Origin of the sequence: Mesorhizobium erdmanii USDA 3471, from assembly GCF_000472705.1 — a bacterium.
Classification (GTDB): Bacteria; Pseudomonadota; Alphaproteobacteria; order Rhizobiales; family Rhizobiaceae; genus Mesorhizobium; species Mesorhizobium erdmanii.
This window is the reverse complement of the sequence record NZ_AXAE01000035.1, coordinates 13,748-35,304: the sequence shown is the minus strand read 5'-3', so window position 1 is coordinate 35,304 and position 21,557 is coordinate 13,748. Positions and strand designations below refer to the sequence as shown.

Sequence of the window (21,557 nt, the reverse complement as noted above, 5' to 3'; positions counted from 1 at the left end):
GACCCTATCATCGGAAAGCCTGCGCAAGTCAATTTCGAAGCACGATGGACTTCACCTTCAAGCGTTGGAATGTGCTATCTAATGCTCATGGAAACAGCTGTCGCGTCCGACCCGTTTGTCGGTTCCTTGCCAGTCTTCGCAAAGTTCGAAAGCGTTGCCGATATCGACAATTATCGGCCTCTGCCCGATGGCTGGGCGCTGGCGACCGCCGACATTGTCGGCTCGACCAAGGCGATCGAGGCGGGGCGCTATAAAATCGTCAATATGGCCGGCGCCAGCGTCATTTCGGCGCTGCTCAATGCGCTGGGCCGGCAAGACCTTCCCTATGTCTTCGGCGGCGACGGCGCACTCGTGGCGTTTCCCGGCTCGGCGCTTGAGATCGCCCGCAACGCGCTGGCTTCTGTCCAGAGATGGGTGGCGGACGAACTGGACCTGACCTTGCGTGCGGCAATCGTGCCGATAAAGGACATAAGAGCGCAAGGTTTCGATGTTCGCGTGGCGAGGTTCCAGGCCTCCGAAGCGGCCTTCTATGCCATGTTCGCCGGCGGCGGCGGCAGTTGGGCGGAAGCCGAGATGAAAGCCGGGCGCTACCGCATCGACCCTGCGCCGGCCGGCGCGCGGCCGGATCTGACCGGCCTCTCCTGCCGCTGGAACCCGATCGAAGCCCGGCACGGCGAAATCGTCTCGATCATAGCGATACCGGGGGTTTCGCGAGACTTGCGCGGTTTTCAGTTTCTGGCGTCCGACATTATCGCCCTTGCCGGCAGGCAGGAGCGTGATGGCCACCCGGTGCCGGTGGACGGGCCGGCCTACAGTCTGTTGCCCGCCGGCCTCGATGTTGAGGCGCGGGCCACGGCGCCGCCAGGGTGGCGGTGGCGGGTGAAGCTGTGGGTGATGTTCCTGATGACGCTTACGGCTGTCACCGATAGATTTGGCTGGACGATCGGCCGTTTCGATCCGAAGGTCTACAAACGCGAGGTGGCCAGCAATTCGGATTTCCGCAAGTTCGACGACGGCTTGAAGATGACCATCGATGTTGACGCGGATGTCTTGCACCGGATCGAGAACCGGCTGAAACAGGCGGAAGAGGCCGGCATTTGCAGCTATGGCCTGCACCGCCAGAAGTCGGCCTTGATGACCTGCCTCGTCATCTCGCCGCTGCAGCCCGATCATGTTCATTTCATCGATGGCGCCGACGGCGGCTATGCGATGGCTGCCGCAAGCCTGAAGGCGAAGGCGCCGGTCCAATGACGGCTTGCGGAAATCGATTTTCGGCAATATGCCTCGGCCATGGTTCTTTGGGACCCGGTGAGCCTCGCCGTGGGCGCGGGTAGTCTGTCCGAATTGATGGGAAAGCAGTTTTTTGGACGCCTCACGATCGACATATGACCGTCTTTTGAACCGGATTTCGACGCGCGCAGCGCAAGTCGGCGTGATCGGACTGGGCTATGTCGGGTTGCCGCTGTCGGTTGCGATCGCGCGCGCCGGCTTTCCGGTTTCGGGCTTCGACATCGAAACCCAGAAGGTCGAGAGCCTGAACAAGGGCCAATCCTACATCGAGGCGGTGACGTCGATGGCCCTTGCCGGCCATGTGGCGAGCGGACGGTTCCGCGCCACCGCCGATTTTTCCGAGCTGGCCGTCTGCGATGTCATCATCATCTGCGTTCCGACACCGCTGACCAAACACCGTGAGCCGGACCTCTCCTTTGTCAGGAACACGGCAACCACCATCGCCAAGCATCTGCGTCTCGGCCAGCTGATCGTGCTGGAATCGACCACCTATCCCGGCACCACCGACGACGTGATCAAGCCCATACTGGAAGAAACCGGCTTGCCGTCGAAGACGGACTTCTTCCTCGGCTTCTCGCCCGAACGCGAGGATCCCGGCAATCGCAGCTTCGAAGTCGCGACGATCCCCAAGGTCGTGGCAGGCGACGGCGTTGAAGCAGCCACGCTCGTGCAGGCTTTCTACCAAAGCGTGGTCAAGACCGTCGTTCCGGTTTCCAGCACGGCGACCGCCGAGGCGGTCAAGCTGACGGAAAACATCTTCCGCTCGGTCAACATAGCCCTCGTCAACGAGTTGAAGGTCGTGCTCGGTGCGATGGGCATCGACATCTGGGAGGTGATCGAGGCGGCAAAGACCAAGCCCTTCGGCTATATGCCTTTCTATCCTGGCCCGGGACTTGGCGGGCACTGCGTCCCGATCGATCCCTTCTACCTGACGTGGAAGGCGCGCGAATACGAACTGCCGACCCGCTTCATCGAGCTGGCGGCGGAGATCAATACGGCCATGCCGCGTCATGTGGTCGATGAACTTGCGAAGGCACTGGACCGGCGCTGCGGCAAAGCGCTCAGCCGCTCTCGCATCCTCATCATCGGGCTAGCCTATAAGAAGAATGTGCCCGACATCCGCGAAAGCCCCTCACTGCGGCTCATAGAGCTCATCGAGGAATGGGGCGGCAAGGCGGAATTCCACGATCCGCATGTTACCGAGATACCGACCACACGGGAGCACATGGCGATCAAAGGGCGCCGCTCGGTCGAATTGACCGAGGCGGCCTTGAAGGATTTCGATGCCGTGGTCGTTGCAACCGACCACGACGCGATCAACTATCAGACGATCGCGGATCACGCCCTTCTGATCGTCGATACACGCAATGTTTTCGGCCGCCTCGGGCTGGCCCGAGAGACGGTGGTGAAGGCCTGACAGCGTCTGAGCCGGCGAATTTTTTTGCCCGATGTCAGGATCGTGATTGCACTCCGCTGGCAGCTTCGCCACATAAGGCCTCACAGGACATAGAAGCAGTTACGCCCGCTCCTTGGTTGCAAGGATAGTCATCCGGGAAATTCCTTGCCGCATGCCGCCGAAGCCGGCCTCGTTGACTTCGGGGCCTTATCTTTGGGTCGTTGGCGGGGACGGTGTTATGGCGGATCAAAGGACAATGGCTCCGTCTTCAATGGGTTTCGAGATAGAATGAGCACAGCGCAAGCAGAAATTTCCACCATTCTCATGGATAAGGTTGCCGATTGGCTGAACCAATCGGCGCTGGCGGGCAGCGACCTGGAAACATTGGTAAAAGGCTTTTGCGAACGGCTGGCTGCTGCCGGCCTGCCGCTGAAGCGGGTGCATTTGAGCTTTTCGATGCTCCATCCGCTTTATGACGCGCTTGGCTTCACCTGGTTTCGCGGCCAGGGCATAGAAGTGGAAGGCTTCCGAACCGAGCCCAGCGGGCCGTCCGACAGATTCCTCACCAGCCCATACTACCATCTGCTCAACAACAAGCTCGATCATCTGCGACGCCGGATCGATCCGTCATTGCCGCCGGAGTTTCCTATTTTCGAGGAACTCAGGCTTATCGGCGTCACCGACTACATGGCTTTCGTCCATCCCTTCAGCGGCAACACCAGTCAGGGCATGATTGGGTCCTGGTCCACCGACAGTGCCGCAGGCTTCAGCGACAGCATGATTTCGGCGCTGCTGCGCATCCAGAGCCATCTCGCTATTGCAACCAAGATGGCGGTGCTCACCAAGCTCGCCGACAACATGATGACCACTTATCTCGGCGGCGACGCTGGTAGGCGCGTGCTGGACGGCCAGATCAAGCGCGGCGAGGGCGATACAATCCGGGCCGCGCTGGTCATGGGCGATATGCGTGGATCGTCGAGGCTTGCCGAAACCTCCGGCCGCGAAATCTATATCGATACGCTGAACCAGTTTTTCGACGCCGTTGCCGCACCTTTCAATCGCAAAGGCGGGCAGATCATGAGTTTCATCGGGGATGGCTTCATTGCCGTCTACCCTTGCGAAAGACACCGCTCGCAGTCCGAGGTCGCCTGCCAGGCTGCTCTCGCGGCCGCGCACAAAGCCACCGCGCGCATGATGGATCTCAATCTGCGCAGGAAGGAGCAAGGGTTGGGCGGCATAAAATTTGGTATCGGCCTGCATGTCGGTAATGTGATGTTCGGCAATGTCGGGCTTACCGACCGGCTCACATTCTCTGCCTTCGGCTCGGCTGTAAACGAGGTCCAGCGCCTCCAGACCCTGACCAAGAAATATCCGCACAGCGTACTCGCCAGCAAAGAGTTCGCCAGTTATTGCGGCGCCAACAGCTGGCTGACGCTGGGCAATGAGGAACTGGCGGGCATCAAGCAGAAGCTGACGGTGCTTACGCCCGATCCGTCGGGTGCTCTCTCACTCGATGAAGACGCTGCGCCGGAGCCGATTCACGACCGAAGATCGGAAGCCGAGCAGGTCATGCTGCTTCATCGCGATACGGCGCGGATATCGGCGGGCGACCCGAGCAAGCTCCAGTAACCGCCACAATCCGGCCCGAACGTCGTTGGTAGACGTCCAGTCGTCGGTTCCACGACGGGCGACCGTTTCGAATCCAAGTTGCTCTGGGCTGGCAATGCGCTAGTCTCGCTTTCTGGACTGCCAGAGTGGGGCTGGTGCGAGAATGAATTCAGGTGTTGATCTGCTGCGGATCGAAGATGTTGGCATCTCGTTTGCCATTATCGGTGGACCGTTGCATGCCGTCAGGCGCGCAAGTCTTCGCGTCCTGCCCGGCAAGGTTACCGCGCTTGTGGGCGAGTCAGGTTCCGGAAAATCAGTTCTGAGCCAGGCCGTGATGGGCATTTTGCCGAACACAGCCCGTGTTCGCGGCCGTATTCTGTTTTCCGATCCTGAAAAGCCCGGCACGACGCAGGATATCCTGCAGATGCCGCGTGACGGACCCGGAATCCGGGCGTTGAGAGGCAGCCGCATCGGCAAGATCTTTCAGGAGCCGATGACATCACTGTCGCCGCTGCACACGATCGGCAACCAGGTCAGCGAATCCCTGCAGATTCATACACCGATGGGGCGGGCGGAGCGCAAGGCGCGGACAGAGGAAATGCTCAGCCTTGTCGGCTTTCCCAATCCCAAGCGCGCCTACGACATGTATCCCTTTGAACTTTCAGGAGGATTGCGTCAACGCGCCATGATCGCCATGGCTCTTATCTGTCGGCCCGCTTTGTTGATCGCCGATGAGCCGACGACGGCGTTGGACGTCACCATCCAGGCGCAAATCCTGCAGTTGCTGCGCGAGCTTCAGACCAAGCTGAACATGGCGATGCTGCTGATCACGCACGACCTCGGCGTTGTCGCCAATGTCGCCGACGAAGTGGTGGTGATGTACCATGGCGAGATCATGGAAGCGGGACCTGTGGAGGCGATATTCCGCCGGCCGGGTCACCCTTACCTGAAGGGCCTGATGGCAGCTGTTCCCCATTTCGACCTGAAGCCTGGCGAAAGACTAAAGGCGCTTCGCGAGGTGCCGGTGAATGTCGGGAACCTGCTCGGCAAGCAGACGGCGCCGGCATCGAAAGGGGCCGACGACATCCTGCTCTCGGTGAGGGATCTGGAAAAGGTCTACACCACCCGCAAGTCCGGATGGTTCGGCGGGAATCAGCAAACCTCTATTCGCGCCGTGGACGGCGTGAGCTTCGATATCAGGCGGGGCGAGTGCCTGGGTCTGGTCGGCGAAAGCGGTTGCGGCAAAACCACTGTCAGCAAGATCCTCATGCGGGCTGTCACCCCCAGCGGCGGCTCCGTGGTCTTCAACGGCCGCGACAGATCAATCGACGTCTTGGAGGCCGAGGGAAACACCCTGCGCATGCTGCGCGCGAAAATCCAGATGGTCTTCCAGGATCCGGTTTCGTCGCTTTCACCTCGCATGACGGTGGAGAACATCTTGAGCGAGCCGCTGGAAATCCATCGACGCGGCAATGCCGCGTCCCGACTCGCCACGGTCAAGAGCCTGATGCAGGCAATCGGACTCGATCCGCGCTTCATCAAGCGTTATCCGCACAGTTTCTCAGGCGGGCAGCGTCAGCGTATCGGCATCGCGCGCGCGTTGGCGCTGGGGCCTGAACTCCTGATCTGCGACGAGCCGGTTTCGGCGCTCGATGTCTCTGTCCAGGCGCAGATCCTGAACCTTCTGAAGGACCTGCAGAAGGAACTAGGCCTGACCTACCTGTTCATATCCCACAATCTGGCGGTGGTGGACTACATGGCAGACCGCATCGCGGTAATGTGCGGCGGGCGTATCGTCGAGCTTGCGCCGCGCGAAGTTCTGCTTAGGAAACCGGTCCACCCCTACACGCGCTCACTGGTCGCCGCGGTACCTTTCCCGGATCTCGACAGGCCGATGGATTTTAAGACGCTGAAGCTCGGGGGCGCTTCCGATACCAGCGCATGGGGACCGCAATTCCGCGACGAGGGCGACGAGGATATCCTGTCGCCGCTCGATCTTGGCGGCGGCCATCTCGTGCTGGCCCGACGTTCGTCCGACGTCAGCGAGTTACGCCATTGATCCGCCGGCGCACCCTCCTTGGCTTCATGGCTTCGGCATTTCTGCCTGGCACGGCGCGCGCCGTCGATCTGGAGCCGGAATTTCTTCAGCCGCAGTTGAAGGCCAGGGCGCTGCCGGCACTCGCCGACCGCCTGCCCAAGAGCCCGCGTTCTTTGAATCTCGCTTTGATGGGCCGGCAGCCCGGCCAGTATGGCGGCACGCTGCGCACGATCATCGGCAGCCAGAAAGATATCCGGATGATGACGATCTACGGGTATGCTCGGCTGGTCGGCTATGACGAAAAGCTGAAGATGCAAGCCGACATTCTGGAAAGTTTCGATGTAGCGAATAATCGCGTCTTCACGTTCAAGATACGGGAAGGACATAAATGGTCCGACGGTAGCCTGCTGACGCCGGAGGATTTTCGCTATTGTTGGGAAGATGTCTGGCTGAACGACGAGCTTTCGGAGGGCGGGCTCGCCCCGGCACTGCTGGCGGACGGCAAGCCGCCTCGTTTCGAGATCGTCGATCCGTTGACGGTCCGCTATAGTTGGGAAGCGCCCAATCCCGACTTCCTGCCAAAGCTTGCCGCTGCTTCGCCTCTACCGCTTGTTCTGCCGTCCGCCTATCTCAAGCAGTTCCACAAGAAATACCAGGATCCATTCCGGCTAGCCGGGCTGATGAAGGAGTACCGGGCCAAGAAATGGACGCTCTTGCACATCCGCATGTCGCGGCAGTATCGCCCGGAGAACCCGGAGCTGCCGACGCTGGATCCCTGGCAGAACCGGACCAAGCCGCCGGCTGAGCAGTTCGTCTTCGAGCGCAACCCATTCTTTCATCGAATTGACGAAAATGGCCGGCAACTGCCCTATGTTGACCGGATTGTCATGAATGTCAGCTCGTCGGCGATCATTTCCGCCAAGACGGGTGCTGGTGAGAGCGACCTGCAATGCATGGGAATTGACTTCGCCGATTACTCTTTCCTGAAGGACGCGGAGAAGCGCTACCCGGTGAAGATGCATCTGTGGAAACGCACACAGGGCTCGCGGCTGGCGCTGCTGCCAAATCTGAATTGCTCCGACCAGGTGTGGCGTAGCCTCTTCCGAGACGTGCGCGTGCGCCGGGCACTTTCGCTCGCTGTGGACAGGCGCGAGATCAATTTGGCCGTGTTCTACGGATTGGCGCAGGAAAGTGCCGACACGGTCCTGCCGGAGAGCCCGCTCTATCGGCCGGAATTCGCGAAAGCCTGGGTCGCCCATGATCCCGACCAGGCCAATGGCCTGCTCGACGAGGTCGGGCTTCAGAAGCGTGACAATGACGGGCTGCGGATACTTCCCGACGGACGCTTGGCGCAGGTCATCGTGGAAACGGCCGGCGAAAGCACCCTGGAAACCGACGCTCTCGAACTCATTACCGATCACTGGCGCAAGATCGGCATTGCCCTGTTCATCCGGACTTCGCAGCGAGACATCTTCCGCAGCCGCGCACTTGGCGGCGAGATCATGATGTCGATGTGGTCGGGCATCGACAACGGCGTGCCGACCGCCGACATGAACCCGTACCAGTTGGCCCCCACCATCGACGACCAGCTGCAATGGCCGCTCTGGGGTGCTCACTATTTGTCTCATGGCACGATGGGTGAGGCGCCCGATCTTCCTGAAGTGGTCGAGCTGATGGCTTTGCTCAAGCGCTGGAACGCATCAACTGAAGCCGCGGAGCGCGCCGAAATCTGGAATTCAATGCTATCGATCTACACCGATCAGGTGTTTTCGATCGGCACCGTGAACGCAACTTATCAGCCGGTTCTGGTGTCCTCGCGGCTGCGCAACCTGCCTGACAAGGCGCTCTACGGCTACGACCCGACTGCCTATTTCGGTGTCTATATGCCCGATACATTCTGGCTTGGAGAGACCTGAGCGTGCTTCGATATATTGTCTGGCGCATTGCCGTGATGGTTCCAACGCTTCTGGTCATATCGGCGCTGGTGTTCACGATCATCGAACTTCCGCCAGGCGACTATTTCGACAGCTATGTTGCCGAGCTTCGAGCCCAGGGCGAAGCGGTGGATTCCGATCGCATCCAGATGATGCGCAAGGAATATGGTTTCGACCAGCCGCCGGTCATTCGCTACTTCTACTGGGTCGGCGGGATGCTGCACGGCGATTTCGGCTATTCCTTCGAATATGAGCTGCCGGTTCGCGACGTCGTCGGGGACCGAATGTGGCTGACCGTGCTGGTTTCCTTCGTCACGATCATCGTCACCTGGCTCATCGCCTTTCCGATCGGCATGTACTCCGCCACGCACCAGTACAGCTGGGGCGACTACGGCCTGACGTTCTTGGGCCTTCTCGGCCTTGCCATTCCGAACTTCATGCTAGCGCTGATCTTGATGTATTTCGCCAACATCTGGTTCGGCACGTCCATCGGCCATCTCATGGACCAGCAATATCTCGGCGAGCCTATGAGCTGGGCCAAGGCGAAGTCGATCCTCGCCCATCTCTGGATCCCGGTCTTGATCATCGGCACTGGGGGCACGGCAAGCATGATCCGGCGGCTGCGCGCCAATCTGCTCGACGAGTTGCACAAGCAGTATGTCGTGACCGCGCGCGCCAAAGGCCTTCATCCATTCAAGGCGCTGGTCAAATATCCGCTGCGTATGGCGCTCAATTTCTTCATTTCCGACATCGGCTCTATCCTGCCGGCCATCATCTCCGGCGCCGAAATCACCGCGATCGTCCTGTCCTTGGAAACGACCGGGCCGATGCTGATCAGGGCGCTGCAGAGCCAGGACATGTATCTGGCGGGGTCGTTCCTGATGTTCCTTGCCTTCCTGACGGTCATCGGTGTCCTGATTTCCGACCTGGCGCTGGCGCTGCTTGATCCACGAATTCGCTTGCAGGGCGGCAGCACCAAATGAGCACGTCTTCGCCGCTGCCCGCTCCAGGTGCTCCGCTGGAACACTACGTTTCCACCGCGCCCTTTGACCTGCAGTCGGTCGAGGCGATGACGCCGGAGCAATCGAAGGTCTATCAGGCGTCGCAGTTGCGGCTGATGTGGTGGAAATTCCGAAGGCACCGGCTTGCCGTTGTATCGGGCATATTCCTGGCGGCGCTTTATTTCGGGATACTGATCTGCGAGTTCCTTGCGCCCTACAATCTACACACGCGCAACATGGATTACATCTATTCGCCGCCGCAGCAGGTGCACCTGTTCCATAACGGCCAGCTCGTCGGGCCATTCGTCTATGGCCGCCACATGACGCTGGACATGGACACGCTCAAGCGAAACTACATCGAGGAGCAGGATGACGTTCAGCGGATCCGTTTCTTCTGCAAGGGCGACAGTTACCGCTTCTGGGGCCTGATCGAAGGTGACAGGCATTTTGTCTGCCCTGCCAAAAACGGCCAGCTCTTTCTCGCCGGCACCGACAGGCTGGGGCGGGATGTGCTCTCTCGCATCATCTATGGCGCACGGATCTCACTGACAATCGGCCTCGTCGGCATTAGTTTCAGCTTTGTGCTCGGCATTGTCATCGGCGGACTGGCCGGCTATCACGGCGGTCTCTTCGACCTGATCGTTCAACGGATAATCGAAGTTCTGCAATCGATCCCCAGCATTCCGCTATGGCTGGCTCTGGCGGCGATCATGCCGATAACCTGGAGCCCGATCCTGATCTACTTCGGCATCACCGTCATCCTCGGGCTGATTCACTGGACCGGACTGGCGCGGGCCGTTCGTTCAAAGCTTCTAGCCCTGCGCGAGGAGGATTACGTTCTGGCCGCGCAATTGATGGGCGCCAACAGCAGCCGCATCATCGGGCGTCACCTCATTCCCGGCTTCATGTCGCATTTGATCGCGACGGCGACGATCTCCATACCTGGCATGATCCTGGGCGAGACGGCGCTGAGCTTTCTCGGGCTCGGCCTGAGGGCGCCGACAACCAGCTGGGGCATCCTGCTGACCGAGGCACGCAGCGTCAGCGTGATAGCATTCTATCCATGGCTGCTTTTGCCGATGCTGCCCGTCATTCTCGTCATCATGGCGTTCAACTTCCTCGGCGACGGCTTGCGGGACGCCGCGGACCCCTACAAGTGAGATCGTCATTGCGCCGCGCGCCCTGCGGCGGACTCCGCCCGGTATGATCCCAGTCGGCAGCCGTGTTCGATTGTTGCAGTGTTCATGGTTCGCCTCTATATGGGGCGACACGCGAGCGGGGTTAAACACGTCGCGCCCTGGGGTTCCGTGAACAGCTCTGGCCATGGGGTATTGCCGATCTCTTGAGCTGGTTCGGGACACACAAACGCATATGACTCGCCTCGATAATTTCATCAGCAGGATGACCTCACAGCGCGACATTCTCAATCAAATCTGCCCCGAGGTGGCGAAGATGGAGGGGCCAGTCCTAGAGCTCGGCCTCGGCAATGGCCGGACGTTCCACCATCTGCGCGAACGCCTGCCCGGACGCCGGATCGTGGTGTTTGACCGCGAAGTTGGCGCACACGCCAGCTCAATTCCCGAAGCTGAAAACATGGTGCTCGGTGACATACGCGAGACGGCAATCAGGTTCATCGGGATCGACGCCGCTCTGGTCCATGCCGACATTGGCACCGGCTACGAAGATCGCGATGCTGTGATCTCCACCTGGCTTCCGGATCTGATTGCGCGTTTGCTTCGCATCGACGGCTTTGCGGTCAGCGGCACGCCGCTCGATCACCCGCTGTTGCAACGCCTCCCGCCGCCGCCTTCGGTGCCTCTCGGTCGTTATTTCATCAGCAGGCGCGTTTGAGAGTGGGGACGAGTCTTCAGGGACCAAGTCTTCAAGGAATCGTATATACCGCTATTTCCCGCTCGATGCCGCGTAGCGAGACTTCGTGGGGCACGGGCGTCAGCGCTTTCCTGCGCAGCAGATCGGCTGTGAGATTGTCGTCGACCACCGCACGAGTGGCGAAGATCGCCTGTGCGTTGGCAAGGTTCTGGACCCGCGACGCAATGTTGACCGTCTGGCCGAAATAGTCCTGGCGCTCGTTCATGGACACCGCGATGCAGGGGCCGGCATGGACGCCGATCTTGAGCAGCAGATCCTCGCGCCCACTCTTGTCGTTGAGCGCACGCATGGCATCGCGCATCCTGAGGGCCGCGGCAATCGCGCGATCAGGCGTCGCGAAGGTCGCCATCACCGCATCACCGATCGTCTTCACCACCGCACCTGCCTCCGCCGAGACGATCTCGTGCAGAACCTGGAAATGCGCGCGCACGAGATCGAATGCCGAAAGGTCGCCCACCCGCTCGTAAAGCGCGGTCGATCCGCGCAGGTCGGTGAACAGGAAGGTCAGGCTAGTGATCTTCAGGCGCTGGTTGATATCGAGCGTATCCGTGCGATAGAGATCGCGGAACGTCTGGTTGGTGAGAAGGCGATTGGCGGTCAGGAAGGGCTGGCGTTTGCCCAGGAAATCATGCAATGCATGGCCGGCGATGAAGACCGTCGGCAGCACGCGTGTGTCAGTCCTGTTTTCCAGCGAAATGCGCAACGGGCCGGGTTGCATCACCAGCGTCTGGTTCTGGACATGGTCGCGGTCGAATACCAAGGAGAGGCTTCGGCGCTCTTTTGTTGGTTCGCCCTTCACGTCGATGAACTGCGCTGAATGGGTGACCGGCTCGAAGACAATGACGAATTCGGACGGAAGCTGAATGGGCAGGACCGCCTTTTCACCAGGCGCAAGCTCGATATCCTCCAGCGAGAATGCTTCCAACCTTGTCGCGAAATCCTCATCAGGGATATCGACGCCGGACGCCCAGTAGATCTGACGGAAATATTCCACTATCGGCAGTTCGTGGGGATTGTGGGCGGCAATCCTGCGCACGCGGGGACTGACGGTGAATGTCACCTCGACCATCTCGTCGAGGGTCGGCGAATAGCCCTCGGAGCATAAAGCGCAGGTGTATTCGTCCTTCTGCAGGGTCTTCAGCGTGGCGTTGGTATCGAGCACGCCGCCACAGCCGGGGCATAGAACATTCCAGGAAATGTCGAAGATGCCCACCCGCGCCGCATGGAGAAAGGCACCTATGGCGCGTTCCTCGTCCAGGCCATGCTTGCGGGCGAAGGCTAGGACATTGATGCGGCAAAGTTCGCGGTCCTTGCCCTCCGCGATGGTTCGCTTGATCGCGTCGATTGCCTGTGGATCGACATCGGTCGATTGTCGCAGCAGCGAGAACAGATCCTGAGCTTCGTTCATCATGCAGGCTCCGGAAAAAGCGCCCCGAGGCGTGTTGACCGGACCGGTCTTTGGTCCAAGTGCACCACCTTACTTCGAAACGGACCCTACGGCCATTTCGAATATGCCTGGCGACGGTTCAAGTTCCATTCGGCGGCAAGCGGCACTATGATGGTCTGCAGAGCAGACATCTTTGGGGCTCTCTCCCATGCCAATACCCAACAACCCGCCATTCCCGGCGGCCCTGCGCCTTTTCTCCGTGGTGGTCATTATCGTCCTGGTTGTCGGCGCCGGCCTGTTTTTTGCGCCCGCACTGGTCAGGCCGCGCTGGCCCTGGCCCGTCACGCCATTCAGTGCCCGCTTCCTCGGTGGCTTCTACACCGCCGAAATGGCGGTGATGGCGGCGCTCTTGTTCTGGAATCGCTGGTCGCCCGGCAGGCTGGTGCTCGTCATGGCCTTCATATTCACCGTCATCGTGTCGGCGGTTTCGTTGATCAATCTCGGCTATTTCAACTTCGAGCGAAAAGCGACCTGGCTCTGGTTCCTGGTCTATCTTGCCTCGGCCGCGGTATCCGGGCTGTTCCTGTGGCGGGCCAGGGCCTGTCCTTCAGCAAAAGGCGTGACCCTGAATCCCGCCTGGCGCGGCTACATGTTGGCGGAAACGGCGATTCTTGGGCTCTATGGCGTCGGCATGCTGCTGTTTCCCCGGATAGTCAGCAGCACCTGGCCATGGCTGGTCGATCCCTTCCACGCCCAGGTCTACAGCGCCATCTTCCTCGCTGGCGCTGGCGGTACATATCTCGTGTGGAGAAGCGCGCCGCGCGAGGAACTGCTGGTGCTCGGCCTGGCGCAGTTTCTGGTTGGGCTGCTTGCCATACTTGGCCTCGTCATCACCGACGCCGAGGTACATCGGATAGGCTGGACGGCGACCGGGACATTGTGCTGGCTCGCCCTTTTCGGCTGGATCGGCGTCAGCGGCGCCTTTAAACTCTACGCCGCCTCCCGATATTTCAGCTCGCAATCGGCGTCATAGCTTGCTGAGACGGCTGGATTTTCGGGTGAAGTCCGGTGCATCGTGCCGGGCCGATTGCCTTCGCCGGGAACGCCATGACCAGCACGACCTCCTCCGAGAAAATTCCGCCGCGGCTACGCGCCGTCCGACCAAGTGATGCGGAGGCGCTTTGCGCCATCTTCAACATGCCGGGCTTCCGCTGGGGCACGCTCAGGATGCCCTTCGAGATGGTGGAGCAAGTGGAGCGGCGCATCGCCAAGTCCGGCCAGGAAACCACCTGGATCGTTGCCGAGCTGGACGGCAAGGTCGTCGGCCATGGCAGCCTCGTCGTGCAGGGTTCGCCGCGCCGTTCGCATATCGGCGAGATCAATATTGGCCTTGACGATGCCTTTGTCGGCAAGGGGATCGGTTCCGCCATCCTTGGCGCGCTGCTTGACGTAGCCGACAATTGGCGCGCCTTGAAGCGGGTCGAATTGACCGTCTATGCCGACAACGAACCAGCCATCCGTCTCTACACCAGCCACGGCTTCGAGGTCGAAGGCCGGCATGTGAAGGCCGGTTTTACCGACGGGCAGTACCACGACCTCCTCAGCATGGCCCGGCTGCGCTTCTGATGACCGCCGTAGTTGATCCAACCCCTGCGCCTCCGATGGAAATCCTGGCTGTGCTGTCGCTGCTCTGCCCAGAAGTCGTGCGTGACATCGAGCAGAACTGGAATGCACCGGTTTCCGAATACGCCCGCCATCTGTGGCGGCCCGTGGCAAGGCCTGTATCGAGCCCGGCGATCGCTGCCCGCTCGATCCTGCGCGACGTCCTGCATCAGCGCCTCGGCGTGATCATGCAACCTGAAGAGATCGGCAAGGCCCTCGACGAATTCGAGCACAGACCGGTAATTCAGTCTGGCCTGCACTGCCTGCTTCTGATGGACCGGATCACCTTCGATGCCCTCCTGCTTGCCTGGCTCGGCGCTGTCGAAAACGGGCTGTCAGCCTTCTTCAGTTTCATGGGAACGACGATGACCATGGAGACAGTTGGCCGGGAGGGGCCGGGATGGCTCGATATGGGCGACGACAAGGTCAACCTGTTTGGCATGGGGCGCCACAAATTGTGCCGCAAAAGCACCTGTGTGGCCGGTCCCGTCTCCCTCAACAAGCGCGCACTCGAAGCGGTGGGCGACGAAACAGATGCCAGCCGATGGCTGGGCACACTGCTTGCCAGCCAGGACACGGTGTTTGGGACCGCCGCCGATGCGCTGACGGCTCTCAACGAGGATCTGGTCGCCAATTGGGATCGTTCGGGCATGACCCTGCCGGTTTTCATCGATGATCGGTTCGCCGCGGTTGCCATGGCCCGGCATCTGGAACATGACGGCAGCCTTCTTTCCAGACTGCTCATTGAGCCCGCAAGGCGCCAGCGTCTCGACCATGCCCTGCAAGAGGCCGCGTCAGGCCCATTTGGCCGATTCCTGCCCAATGCCACGGCCTATTTCTGGGGCATCCGCGCGGAGCGTGTGCGCAAGCTCGTCCTCGAGAACGGGCACTTGGTCGAGCCCGACAGGCCGCATGGTCTTTCCATCCCGTTCGAGCGGCCGCATCTCAAGCAAGCGCTGCTCGATGGCGTGTTGCTGCCGAACTTGTTCCTGATGTTCCTCGTCCTTGCCATTTTGCCGCGCGTGCGGGTTGTCGGAGGTCTGAGGCAGATTGGCTATGTAGCGCTTTTCCACTCGATCCTGCTGGCTGCGCTGGACGAAAACGCGCCGGAAGAGCGCGATCTGGCTGCGGAGCTGCAGGTTCGGGAAAATGCCTGGGGCATGCGGGTCATCGATGAACAGATCTCGGTCCGCGAGCAGCTTGCCGGCCTGCCGGAAGGGGCGCTCTTCCCGGAACTGCTCCGGCAATATCGTTTGCGGACATTTGCCGAGACGACCGACAACCTGAAACTGGTTCGCGAAAACGCCCGATGGCGCAGGATCGGCCAAGCGGAGATCAAAGCGACCTGAGCCTAACCGGTCACTGTACGACACCGGCCTTGCGGAGCCCGTCCACCACGCGTTCGAAATCGGCAGGGTTCTTGTAGGGCAAGACTTTGCGACGGTATTCCAGCGAATAGTCGGGATTGACGCGAAGCACTTCCTGCCATGCCGCGCGGGCTTCGGCGAAACGGCCCAGATGGCCATAGCTCGCCGCCAGAAGTACACGTGAGACGTCGGTGCCAGGGTTACGAACGAGTCGCCGCTTGAGAGAAGCGACGGCATCCTCGTACCGGCCCAACTGGAACATCGCTTGCGCCTGGAAGTGCAGTAACATGTCGGGATAGTACGGGTTCAGGGCCATTGCCCGATCGAAACACACAAGCGCCTCTTCGGACCTCCCCGAATAGTGCAGTGTATTGCCGAGGGCTTCGTGCCCCTCCGATAGGTTTGGAGCGAGGGCGATCGAACGCTCGGCCTCGCGGATGGCCACGTCGTGCCGTCCTAAATGCAGATTGATGATGGCGAGCGCCCAATGCGCGTAAGGATATCGGTCATCGAGCGCCACTGCCCGCGTCGCAAACTCTTGCGCCTGTTCCATTGATGTCGACGGGGACGTGCTCCATCGGTTTATGTAGTCCAGACCGTGCGCGATAGCGAGGAACGCATAGGCGGGTGCGAATTTCGGGTCGAGTTCGATGGCGCGCTGCAACAGGTCCCGAGCCTGGTTGTTTTGCTCTCTCGTGACCCGCCGCAGGTGCTCTCGACCACGAAGAAAGCAGTCATATGCTTCCAGGTTGTCGGTTTGTTCGGTTACAAGCCGCTGTTGATCGACCTCCGTCAGGTTGAGCGCGAGCGCGCCGACAATGTGCTGTGTCACGTCGTCCTGAACGGCAAAGATGTCGGTCAGGTCCCGATCGAAACGCTCGGCCCACAGATGCCCGCCCGTGGTTGCGTCGATGAGCTGTGCGGTGATCCGTACCCTGTTGCCGGACTTGCGGACGCTGCCTTCCAGCACGTAGCGCACGCCGAGGTTCCGACCCACCTCCTGTACGTTCACGTTCTTACCCTTGAACGTGAAGGACGAATTGCGAGCGATGACGAACAGCTGCGACAGCTTTGAGAGAGCCGTGATCGTGTCCTCGGAGATCCCGTCGGCGAAATACTCCTGCTCGGCATCGCCGCTCATATTGGCGAAGGGCAAGACGGCGATCGACAGCTTCGGCGGCGCTGCTTCCGAGGTCGCGGCCGCCTTGGTCCCGGCGGCGCCGACCTGCAGCGAATAGACCCGGATCGGCTCGGCGATGTTCTTGAGCTGCGTGCTGCCGAGATCGCTGACCGAGAGGTCGAGCCTCGCCTTGACCTGGCGATAGGCATCCTCGGACAGGCAGATGGCGCCGGGCGCCGCGACGCCCTCCAGGCGCGAGGCGATGTTGACACCGTCGCCCATCAGGTCGCCGTCGCTTTCTTCGACCACATCCCCCAGATGGATGCCGATCCTGAACTCGATGCGGCGGTCCTGCGGCACGCCGGCATTGCGCTCTACCATGCCATTCTGAACCTCAACGGCGCAGCGCACGGCATCCACCACACTGCGGAACTCAACCAGCGCTCCGTCCCCAGTGCGCTTGATCACCCGCCCGTGGTGCACTTCAATGGTCGGATCGATCAGGTCGCTGCGCAGCGCCCGCAACCTCGCCAAAGTACGATCTTCGTCCGCGCTCGCGAGCCGGCTGTATCCGACCACATCCGCAGCCAGGATTGCGGCTAGCTTGCGATTCTCGCTCAAGGGTCCGTCTCCTCATCTCCACGATAGCAGGAAGAGGGAGGGTAAGAGAGAATTTTCGCAAACGACGAGGGCCACGCAACGCCCAAGCCGGTAGCGCCCTGCCACCGGACCCACACGGATCGCTCGATGCCCATTTTGCGCTGCCGCTTGCCGGTCGACGGCTATCGGTTCATCCTTGTGGATACCCTGGCCGTGAACTGCGTGGCGAGATCACGCCGTCGCGGCCCCAAGTGAGGTCTTGCTCGATGGACTGCTCGGGCTGCGGTTTCGAGGTTGAGGGCGGTTACGCTTTCTGTCCCAGGTGTGGCAGGCGCCAGCCCATGCCATGCGCCAGTTGCGGCTACCTCTGCGCACCTGATTTCGAGTTCTGTCCGAAATGTGGGGCAAGCGTCGGTGCGCCCGCAAGAGCCGTCGAACGGCCTGCTCCGACACCAAGCCGGACCATTGTGCCGCCTTCTCGAACTCCGTCGCTGCTTGCGAACATCGAAGGCGATGGGCTGCATCCCGTCTCAGACGCCGATCGCCGGACGGTAACGGTCCTGTTCGCCGACCTTTGCGGCTTCACGACACTCAGCGAACAGCTTGACCCCGAGGTGATGCAAGCGCTGCAGAACGAACTGTTCAAGGAATTGACGGCGGCCGTGCGAAACTTTGGTGGTTTCGTCGACAAATTCATCGGCGATGCACTGCTCGCCTTGTTCGGTGCGCCGGTCGCGCATGAGGACGATCCGGAACGCGCGCTTCGCGCCGCACTCGACATGATCGCCCGGACGGCGCGGCTCGGCGAAAGCGCGCCACACTCCGGCTCGCCTCTGTTGCTCCACATCGGCATAAACACTGGTCCGGTCGTCACTGGCGGATTGGGCATCGGCACCGCCAAATCCTACTCGGTGACCGGCGATACAGTGAATACCGCGCAACGCCTGCAATCGCTGGCCGCACCGGGTGAGGTGCTGGTAGGCGAGCTCACTCACAGGCTGACCCGGCATGCCTTCTCTTACGAGCCGCTGGGTGATGTCGTGCTTCGCGGCAAGGCTGGCAGTGTACTCGTCCATCGACTGGATGCACCGCTTGCGGCGCCGCGTGCGGCGCGTGGGCTCGAGGCGCTCGGCCTCAGCGCGCCGATGATAGGTCGTGGCGCGGAGCTCCATAGAATGCTGGCGAGCCTTGACCAGGCGTGCGGCGGCTCGGCCCAGCTTGTCCGCCTCGTCGGAGAAGCCGGCATCGGGAAATCGCGGCTGGTGAAGGAGTTCGTCGCCCGCGTCGGCGACGAGGATCGTTTTCGCAACGTCGCCGTGCGGCAGGCCACGTGCTCACCACTGGGCGAACAATCATTCGGCGCCTTGGGCGCGGTGGTGCGCAGCGCTGCCGGGATGATGCAAAACGACAATGGCGACGAAATGCGGGGGAAGCTCGCCGCCCTGCTTACCGATCTCGGCCTGCAGGGCGAGGAGGCGAAGCGGCTGATGCCTTTGCTCTACCATGTGCTTGGCCTTGGCGACCCCGATGCAACCTTGCAGCATGTCGAGCCCGAGCAACTGCGGCGGCAAATTTTCTACGCGGTCCGCACAATCGTCGAACGGCGGCTTGCGTTGTCGCCACTGTTGATTGTCGTCGAAGACCTGCACTGGGCCGACGCCATGTCGCTCGAGGCCCTGCGTTTCGTGATGGACAGGTTGGAACGCACGCGGTTGATGTTGCTGGTCACGCATCGTCCGGCGCCGGACAACGACCAGCTCGACTCAAGTCGGGTCAGTCACACAGCGCTCAGGCTTTCGCCGCTCAACAATGACGACGGACGCAGCCTGCTGGCGGCGCTTTTCGGCGAGAGCTGGGTAAATTCCGCAGGCGGACTTGTCGAGCAGATCCTCGATCGCGCGGGCGGCAACCCCCTTTTTATAGAGGAGATCGTTCGCGGTCTTATCGATCGCGGCGTCCTGGTGCGCGAGGGCCAGCGATGGCGGACCGTGGCAGGCGAAGTCGCCACCGACATCCCCGCCACTATCCAGGCAATGTTGCTTGCTCGCGTCGACCGGCTGCCCCAAGAGGTGCGCCGGCTGGCCCAGGAAGCCGCGGTAATCGGCCCGCGCTTCGATGCCACACTTCTGAAAACCGTGACAGCCGACCCCGGCCGGCTGGAAGCCGGCTGCGAACTGCTTTGCGATGCGGAAATCATCGAGGAAGTTGCCGGATCAGGCTCGGTCTCGTCGCAAAGCTACCGCTTTACGCAAACATTGCTGCAGGACGTGATCTACCAGAATCTGCTGGTGCAACGCCGGACCGAAATCCACGGACGGATCGGTGCTGCCCTGGAGCAACTGTGCGGCGACAAGCCGGAGCGGCTGGAGGATTTGACCGTGCTCGGTCATCATTTCGCACTGAGCGCCGAGCGGGAGAGGGGCGCGCATTACCTGCAGGCGGCGGGCGATCGCGCTCGCATGATATACGCCAATGACGACGCACTTCGTTTCTACGAGCGAGCACTGACCGCATTGAGCGCGATCGGGCAAACACCGCTCAAACTGGCAATCGCGGAGCGCATTGCCGATTTGAGCGGCCCGGTGGGCCACCGCGAGATCGCGCACCACCACTACGAGACGGTGTTGCAGGCATACCGCGATTCAGCCGATCATGTCGCGTCGGCGCGCATCTTGCGTAAGATCGGTCGGCTGCTCTGGGACGTCGGCAAGCGGGACAAGGCAGAATCCCGCTATGCTGAAGCCGCGTCGCTCCTCGATGGAGCGGATGCCCCGATCGAGCAGGCGCATCTCTGGCAAGAACGTGGCCGACAGGCGTTCCGCAGCGGAGATCACGCTCTCGCGGCAAAATGGGCGGACGCGGCGCTGGATTGCGTAGGCTCTCTGACAACGGAGCATGTCTCCGAGGCAGGGAGTGATGCCACTCTTGTGACCGCTGAGGCACTTAATACCAAGGCTGTCGCGCTGGCTCGCCTTGGGCGAAACCGTGAAGCCGTGGGTCAGGTCGAGCGCAGCATTGAATTGGCCGAAGCCGCCGGTCTACTGGGCGCGGCCTGCCGCGGCTACACCAATCTCGGCGTGCTTTACACGACCATCGATCCGGCAAAGGCGATGGAGGTCTGTCGGCGCGGTCTTGAAGTGGCGCGCCGTATTGGTGATTTGGGTTTCCAGGCGCGCCTCCTCGCCAATCTGGCGGTCGCTTGTTGTACTTTCACGGATCGCTGCCCAACGGAGGGCGTGCCTGCCGCCGAGAAGGCCATCGAGATCGACCGGGCACTCGACCAGCGCGAGCACCTGCCGGTGCCGTTGATCGTGCTTGGGCAGATCCACCAGTGCAACGGGCGTCCGGAGCTGGCGGTTGGCTTGTTCCACGAAGCACTGGACGTCGCCCGTGAAACGGGCGAGCCCCAACTGCTGTTTCCGTGCTATGATGGTCTCGCAACGCTTAACCTCGACCTGGACAATCTGGCCGAGGCCGAACGCTACTTTTCCCTGGCGCAGGGTATATGCGCCCAGCACGGGCTCGACCCGGAAGCGCTTGTGGTGCTGCCTTTTCTCGACTAGCCGGGGATTGGGGGTTGGAAATGTCCGCGCCTCGTGACTTGGTACCGCTTCAACCGGGCGACCGTGCGCCAAACCTGATACTCGACGCCATTACCCAGGAAGGCAAGATCGCGCTCGACGACTTCCGGGGACAAAAACCGGTATTGGTCGGCCTGTTTCGAGGTCTGCATTGTGCGTTTTGCCGGCGCCATATCGCCGCCCAGGCGCGGCTTGATCCGGAGCTGCGTGAAAAGGGCGTGCAGAGCCTGACGGTGGTCAACACGCCGATCGAACGGGCGCGTCTCTATTTCCGCTACCACCCGATGCCGAATCTGCTTGCGGCCTCCGACCCTGAACGCGCTTCACATCGCGCTTTTGGACTGCCCAATCTCGAATTCACCGAAAACGAGACGAACTGGCCGTACAAGGTTTCGATGGCCGCGGCGAGGGATATGCGGGTCGACATGCCAGGCGAGTTGCCCGGTCCAATGGATCCCATGGCGGCCGGCGAAATCCTCGACAAGAAGGACCATTACGAACTGACCGAAGTCGACAAGCAGATGATGGCAACGGGATACGGACAATTGGTCGGTCAGTTCCTGCTGGACCGGCAGGGGATCGTCCGCTGGAGCTTCACGGAGGTTCCGGAGGGTGGGCGCTACATGTTTGGGGCGCCAAACCCCCGGGAGCTTATGTCGGCCGTGTCGCAAGTCGCCCAATAG

General features: G+C 61.2%; 15 protein-coding genes. 13 read left to right on the top strand and 2 right to left on the bottom strand.

Translation table 11 applies throughout. The annotated features are described in order from the left end of the window. Window positions 1-69: 69 nt before the first annotated feature. The 8 genes from A3AU_RS0125155 (at window position 70) to A3AU_RS0125120 (ending at window position 11,118) form a co-directional block, all read left to right on the top strand. Complete coding sequence (locus A3AU_RS0125155) at window positions 70-1,251, top strand: DUF3095 domain-containing protein (RefSeq protein ID WP_027055345.1); 1,182 nt, start codon at window positions 70-72, stop codon at window positions 1,249-1,251. Window positions 1,252-1,363: 112 nt separating this feature from the next. After that, entirely contained in the window at window positions 1,364-2,707 is a 1,344-nt protein-coding gene (locus tag A3AU_RS0125150) for a nucleotide sugar dehydrogenase (protein ID WP_027055344.1), read from the top strand. Window positions 2,708-2,974: 267 nt separating this feature from the next. Then, entirely contained in the window at window positions 2,975-4,315 is a 1,341-nt protein-coding gene (locus A3AU_RS0125145; protein ID WP_027055343.1) for an adenylate/guanylate cyclase domain-containing protein, read from the top strand. Window positions 4,316-4,457: 142 nt separating this feature from the next. Beyond that, window positions 4,458-6,353, top strand: coding sequence for an ABC transporter ATP-binding protein (locus tag A3AU_RS0125140; RefSeq protein WP_027055342.1), 1,896 nt, complete (start codon window positions 4,458-4,460; stop codon window positions 6,351-6,353). Further along, window positions 6,350-8,248, top strand: coding sequence for an ABC transporter substrate-binding protein (locus A3AU_RS0125135; RefSeq protein ID WP_027055341.1), 1,899 nt, complete (start codon window positions 6,350-6,352; stop codon window positions 8,246-8,248). Before A3AU_RS0125140 ends, A3AU_RS0125135 begins: the two co-directional genes overlap by 4 nt. Window positions 8,249-8,250: 2 nt before the next feature. Further along, entirely contained in the window at window positions 8,251-9,249 is a 999-nt protein-coding gene (locus A3AU_RS0125130; protein WP_027055340.1) for an ABC transporter permease, read from the top strand. Next, the gene (locus A3AU_RS0125125; protein ID WP_027055339.1) at window positions 9,246-10,427 is read left to right on the top strand and encodes an ABC transporter permease; all 1,182 of its coding nucleotides are present in this window, start codon (window positions 9,246-9,248) and stop codon (window positions 10,425-10,427) included. The genes A3AU_RS0125130 and A3AU_RS0125125 overlap by 4 nt, the downstream gene beginning before the upstream one ends. Before the next feature lie 211 nt (window positions 10,428-10,638). Continuing rightward, the gene (locus tag A3AU_RS0125120; protein WP_027055338.1) at window positions 10,639-11,118 is read left to right on the top strand and encodes a class I SAM-dependent methyltransferase; all 480 of its coding nucleotides are present in this window, start codon (window positions 10,639-10,641) and stop codon (window positions 11,116-11,118) included. Between the two features lie 31 nt (window positions 11,119-11,149). Here the strand turns inward: A3AU_RS0125120 and A3AU_RS0125115 are convergent, their stop codons facing one another. Next, window positions 11,150-12,565 (bottom strand): adenylate/guanylate cyclase domain-containing protein, encoded by a 1,416-nt coding sequence (locus A3AU_RS0125115; protein WP_027055337.1) that lies wholly within the window; start codon window positions 12,563-12,565, stop codon window positions 11,150-11,152. A gap of 187 nt (window positions 12,566-12,752) precedes the next feature. Between A3AU_RS0125115 and A3AU_RS0125110 the strand changes: the two genes are divergently transcribed. The 3 genes from A3AU_RS0125110 (at window position 12,753) to A3AU_RS0125100 (ending at window position 15,555) form a co-directional block, all read left to right on the top strand. Continuing rightward, window positions 12,753-13,577: a hypothetical protein gene (locus A3AU_RS0125110; RefSeq protein WP_027055336.1), complete on the top strand. Its 825-nt coding sequence runs from the start codon at window positions 12,753-12,755 to the stop codon at window positions 13,575-13,577. Window positions 13,578-13,651: 74 nt separating this feature from the next. Continuing rightward, entirely contained in the window at window positions 13,652-14,170 is a 519-nt protein-coding gene (locus tag A3AU_RS0125105; RefSeq protein WP_027055335.1) for a GNAT family N-acetyltransferase, read from the top strand. After that, window positions 14,170-15,555 (top strand): hypothetical protein, encoded by a 1,386-nt coding sequence (locus A3AU_RS0125100; RefSeq protein ID WP_027055334.1) that lies wholly within the window; start codon window positions 14,170-14,172, stop codon window positions 15,553-15,555. The genes A3AU_RS0125105 and A3AU_RS0125100 overlap by 1 nt, the downstream gene beginning before the upstream one ends. Before the next feature lie 10 nt (window positions 15,556-15,565). Here the strand turns inward: A3AU_RS0125100 and A3AU_RS0125095 are convergent, their stop codons facing one another. After that, the gene (locus tag A3AU_RS0125095; RefSeq protein WP_027055333.1) at window positions 15,566-17,314 is read right to left on the bottom strand and encodes an adenylate/guanylate cyclase domain-containing protein; all 1,749 of its coding nucleotides are present in this window, start codon (window positions 17,312-17,314) and stop codon (window positions 15,566-15,568) included. A gap of 245 nt (window positions 17,315-17,559) precedes the next feature. Between A3AU_RS0125095 and A3AU_RS0125090 the strand changes: the two genes are divergently transcribed. Both A3AU_RS0125090 and A3AU_RS0125085 read left to right on the top strand, forming a co-directional pair. Further along, window positions 17,560-20,856: an adenylate/guanylate cyclase domain-containing protein gene (locus tag A3AU_RS0125090; protein WP_027055332.1), complete on the top strand. Its 3,297-nt coding sequence runs from the start codon at window positions 17,560-17,562 to the stop codon at window positions 20,854-20,856. 20 nt (window positions 20,857-20,876) lie between these two features. Beyond that, on the top strand, window positions 20,877-21,557 hold the full coding sequence (locus A3AU_RS0125085) for a peroxiredoxin-like family protein (RefSeq protein WP_027055331.1): 681 nt from the start codon (window positions 20,877-20,879) through the stop codon (window positions 21,555-21,557).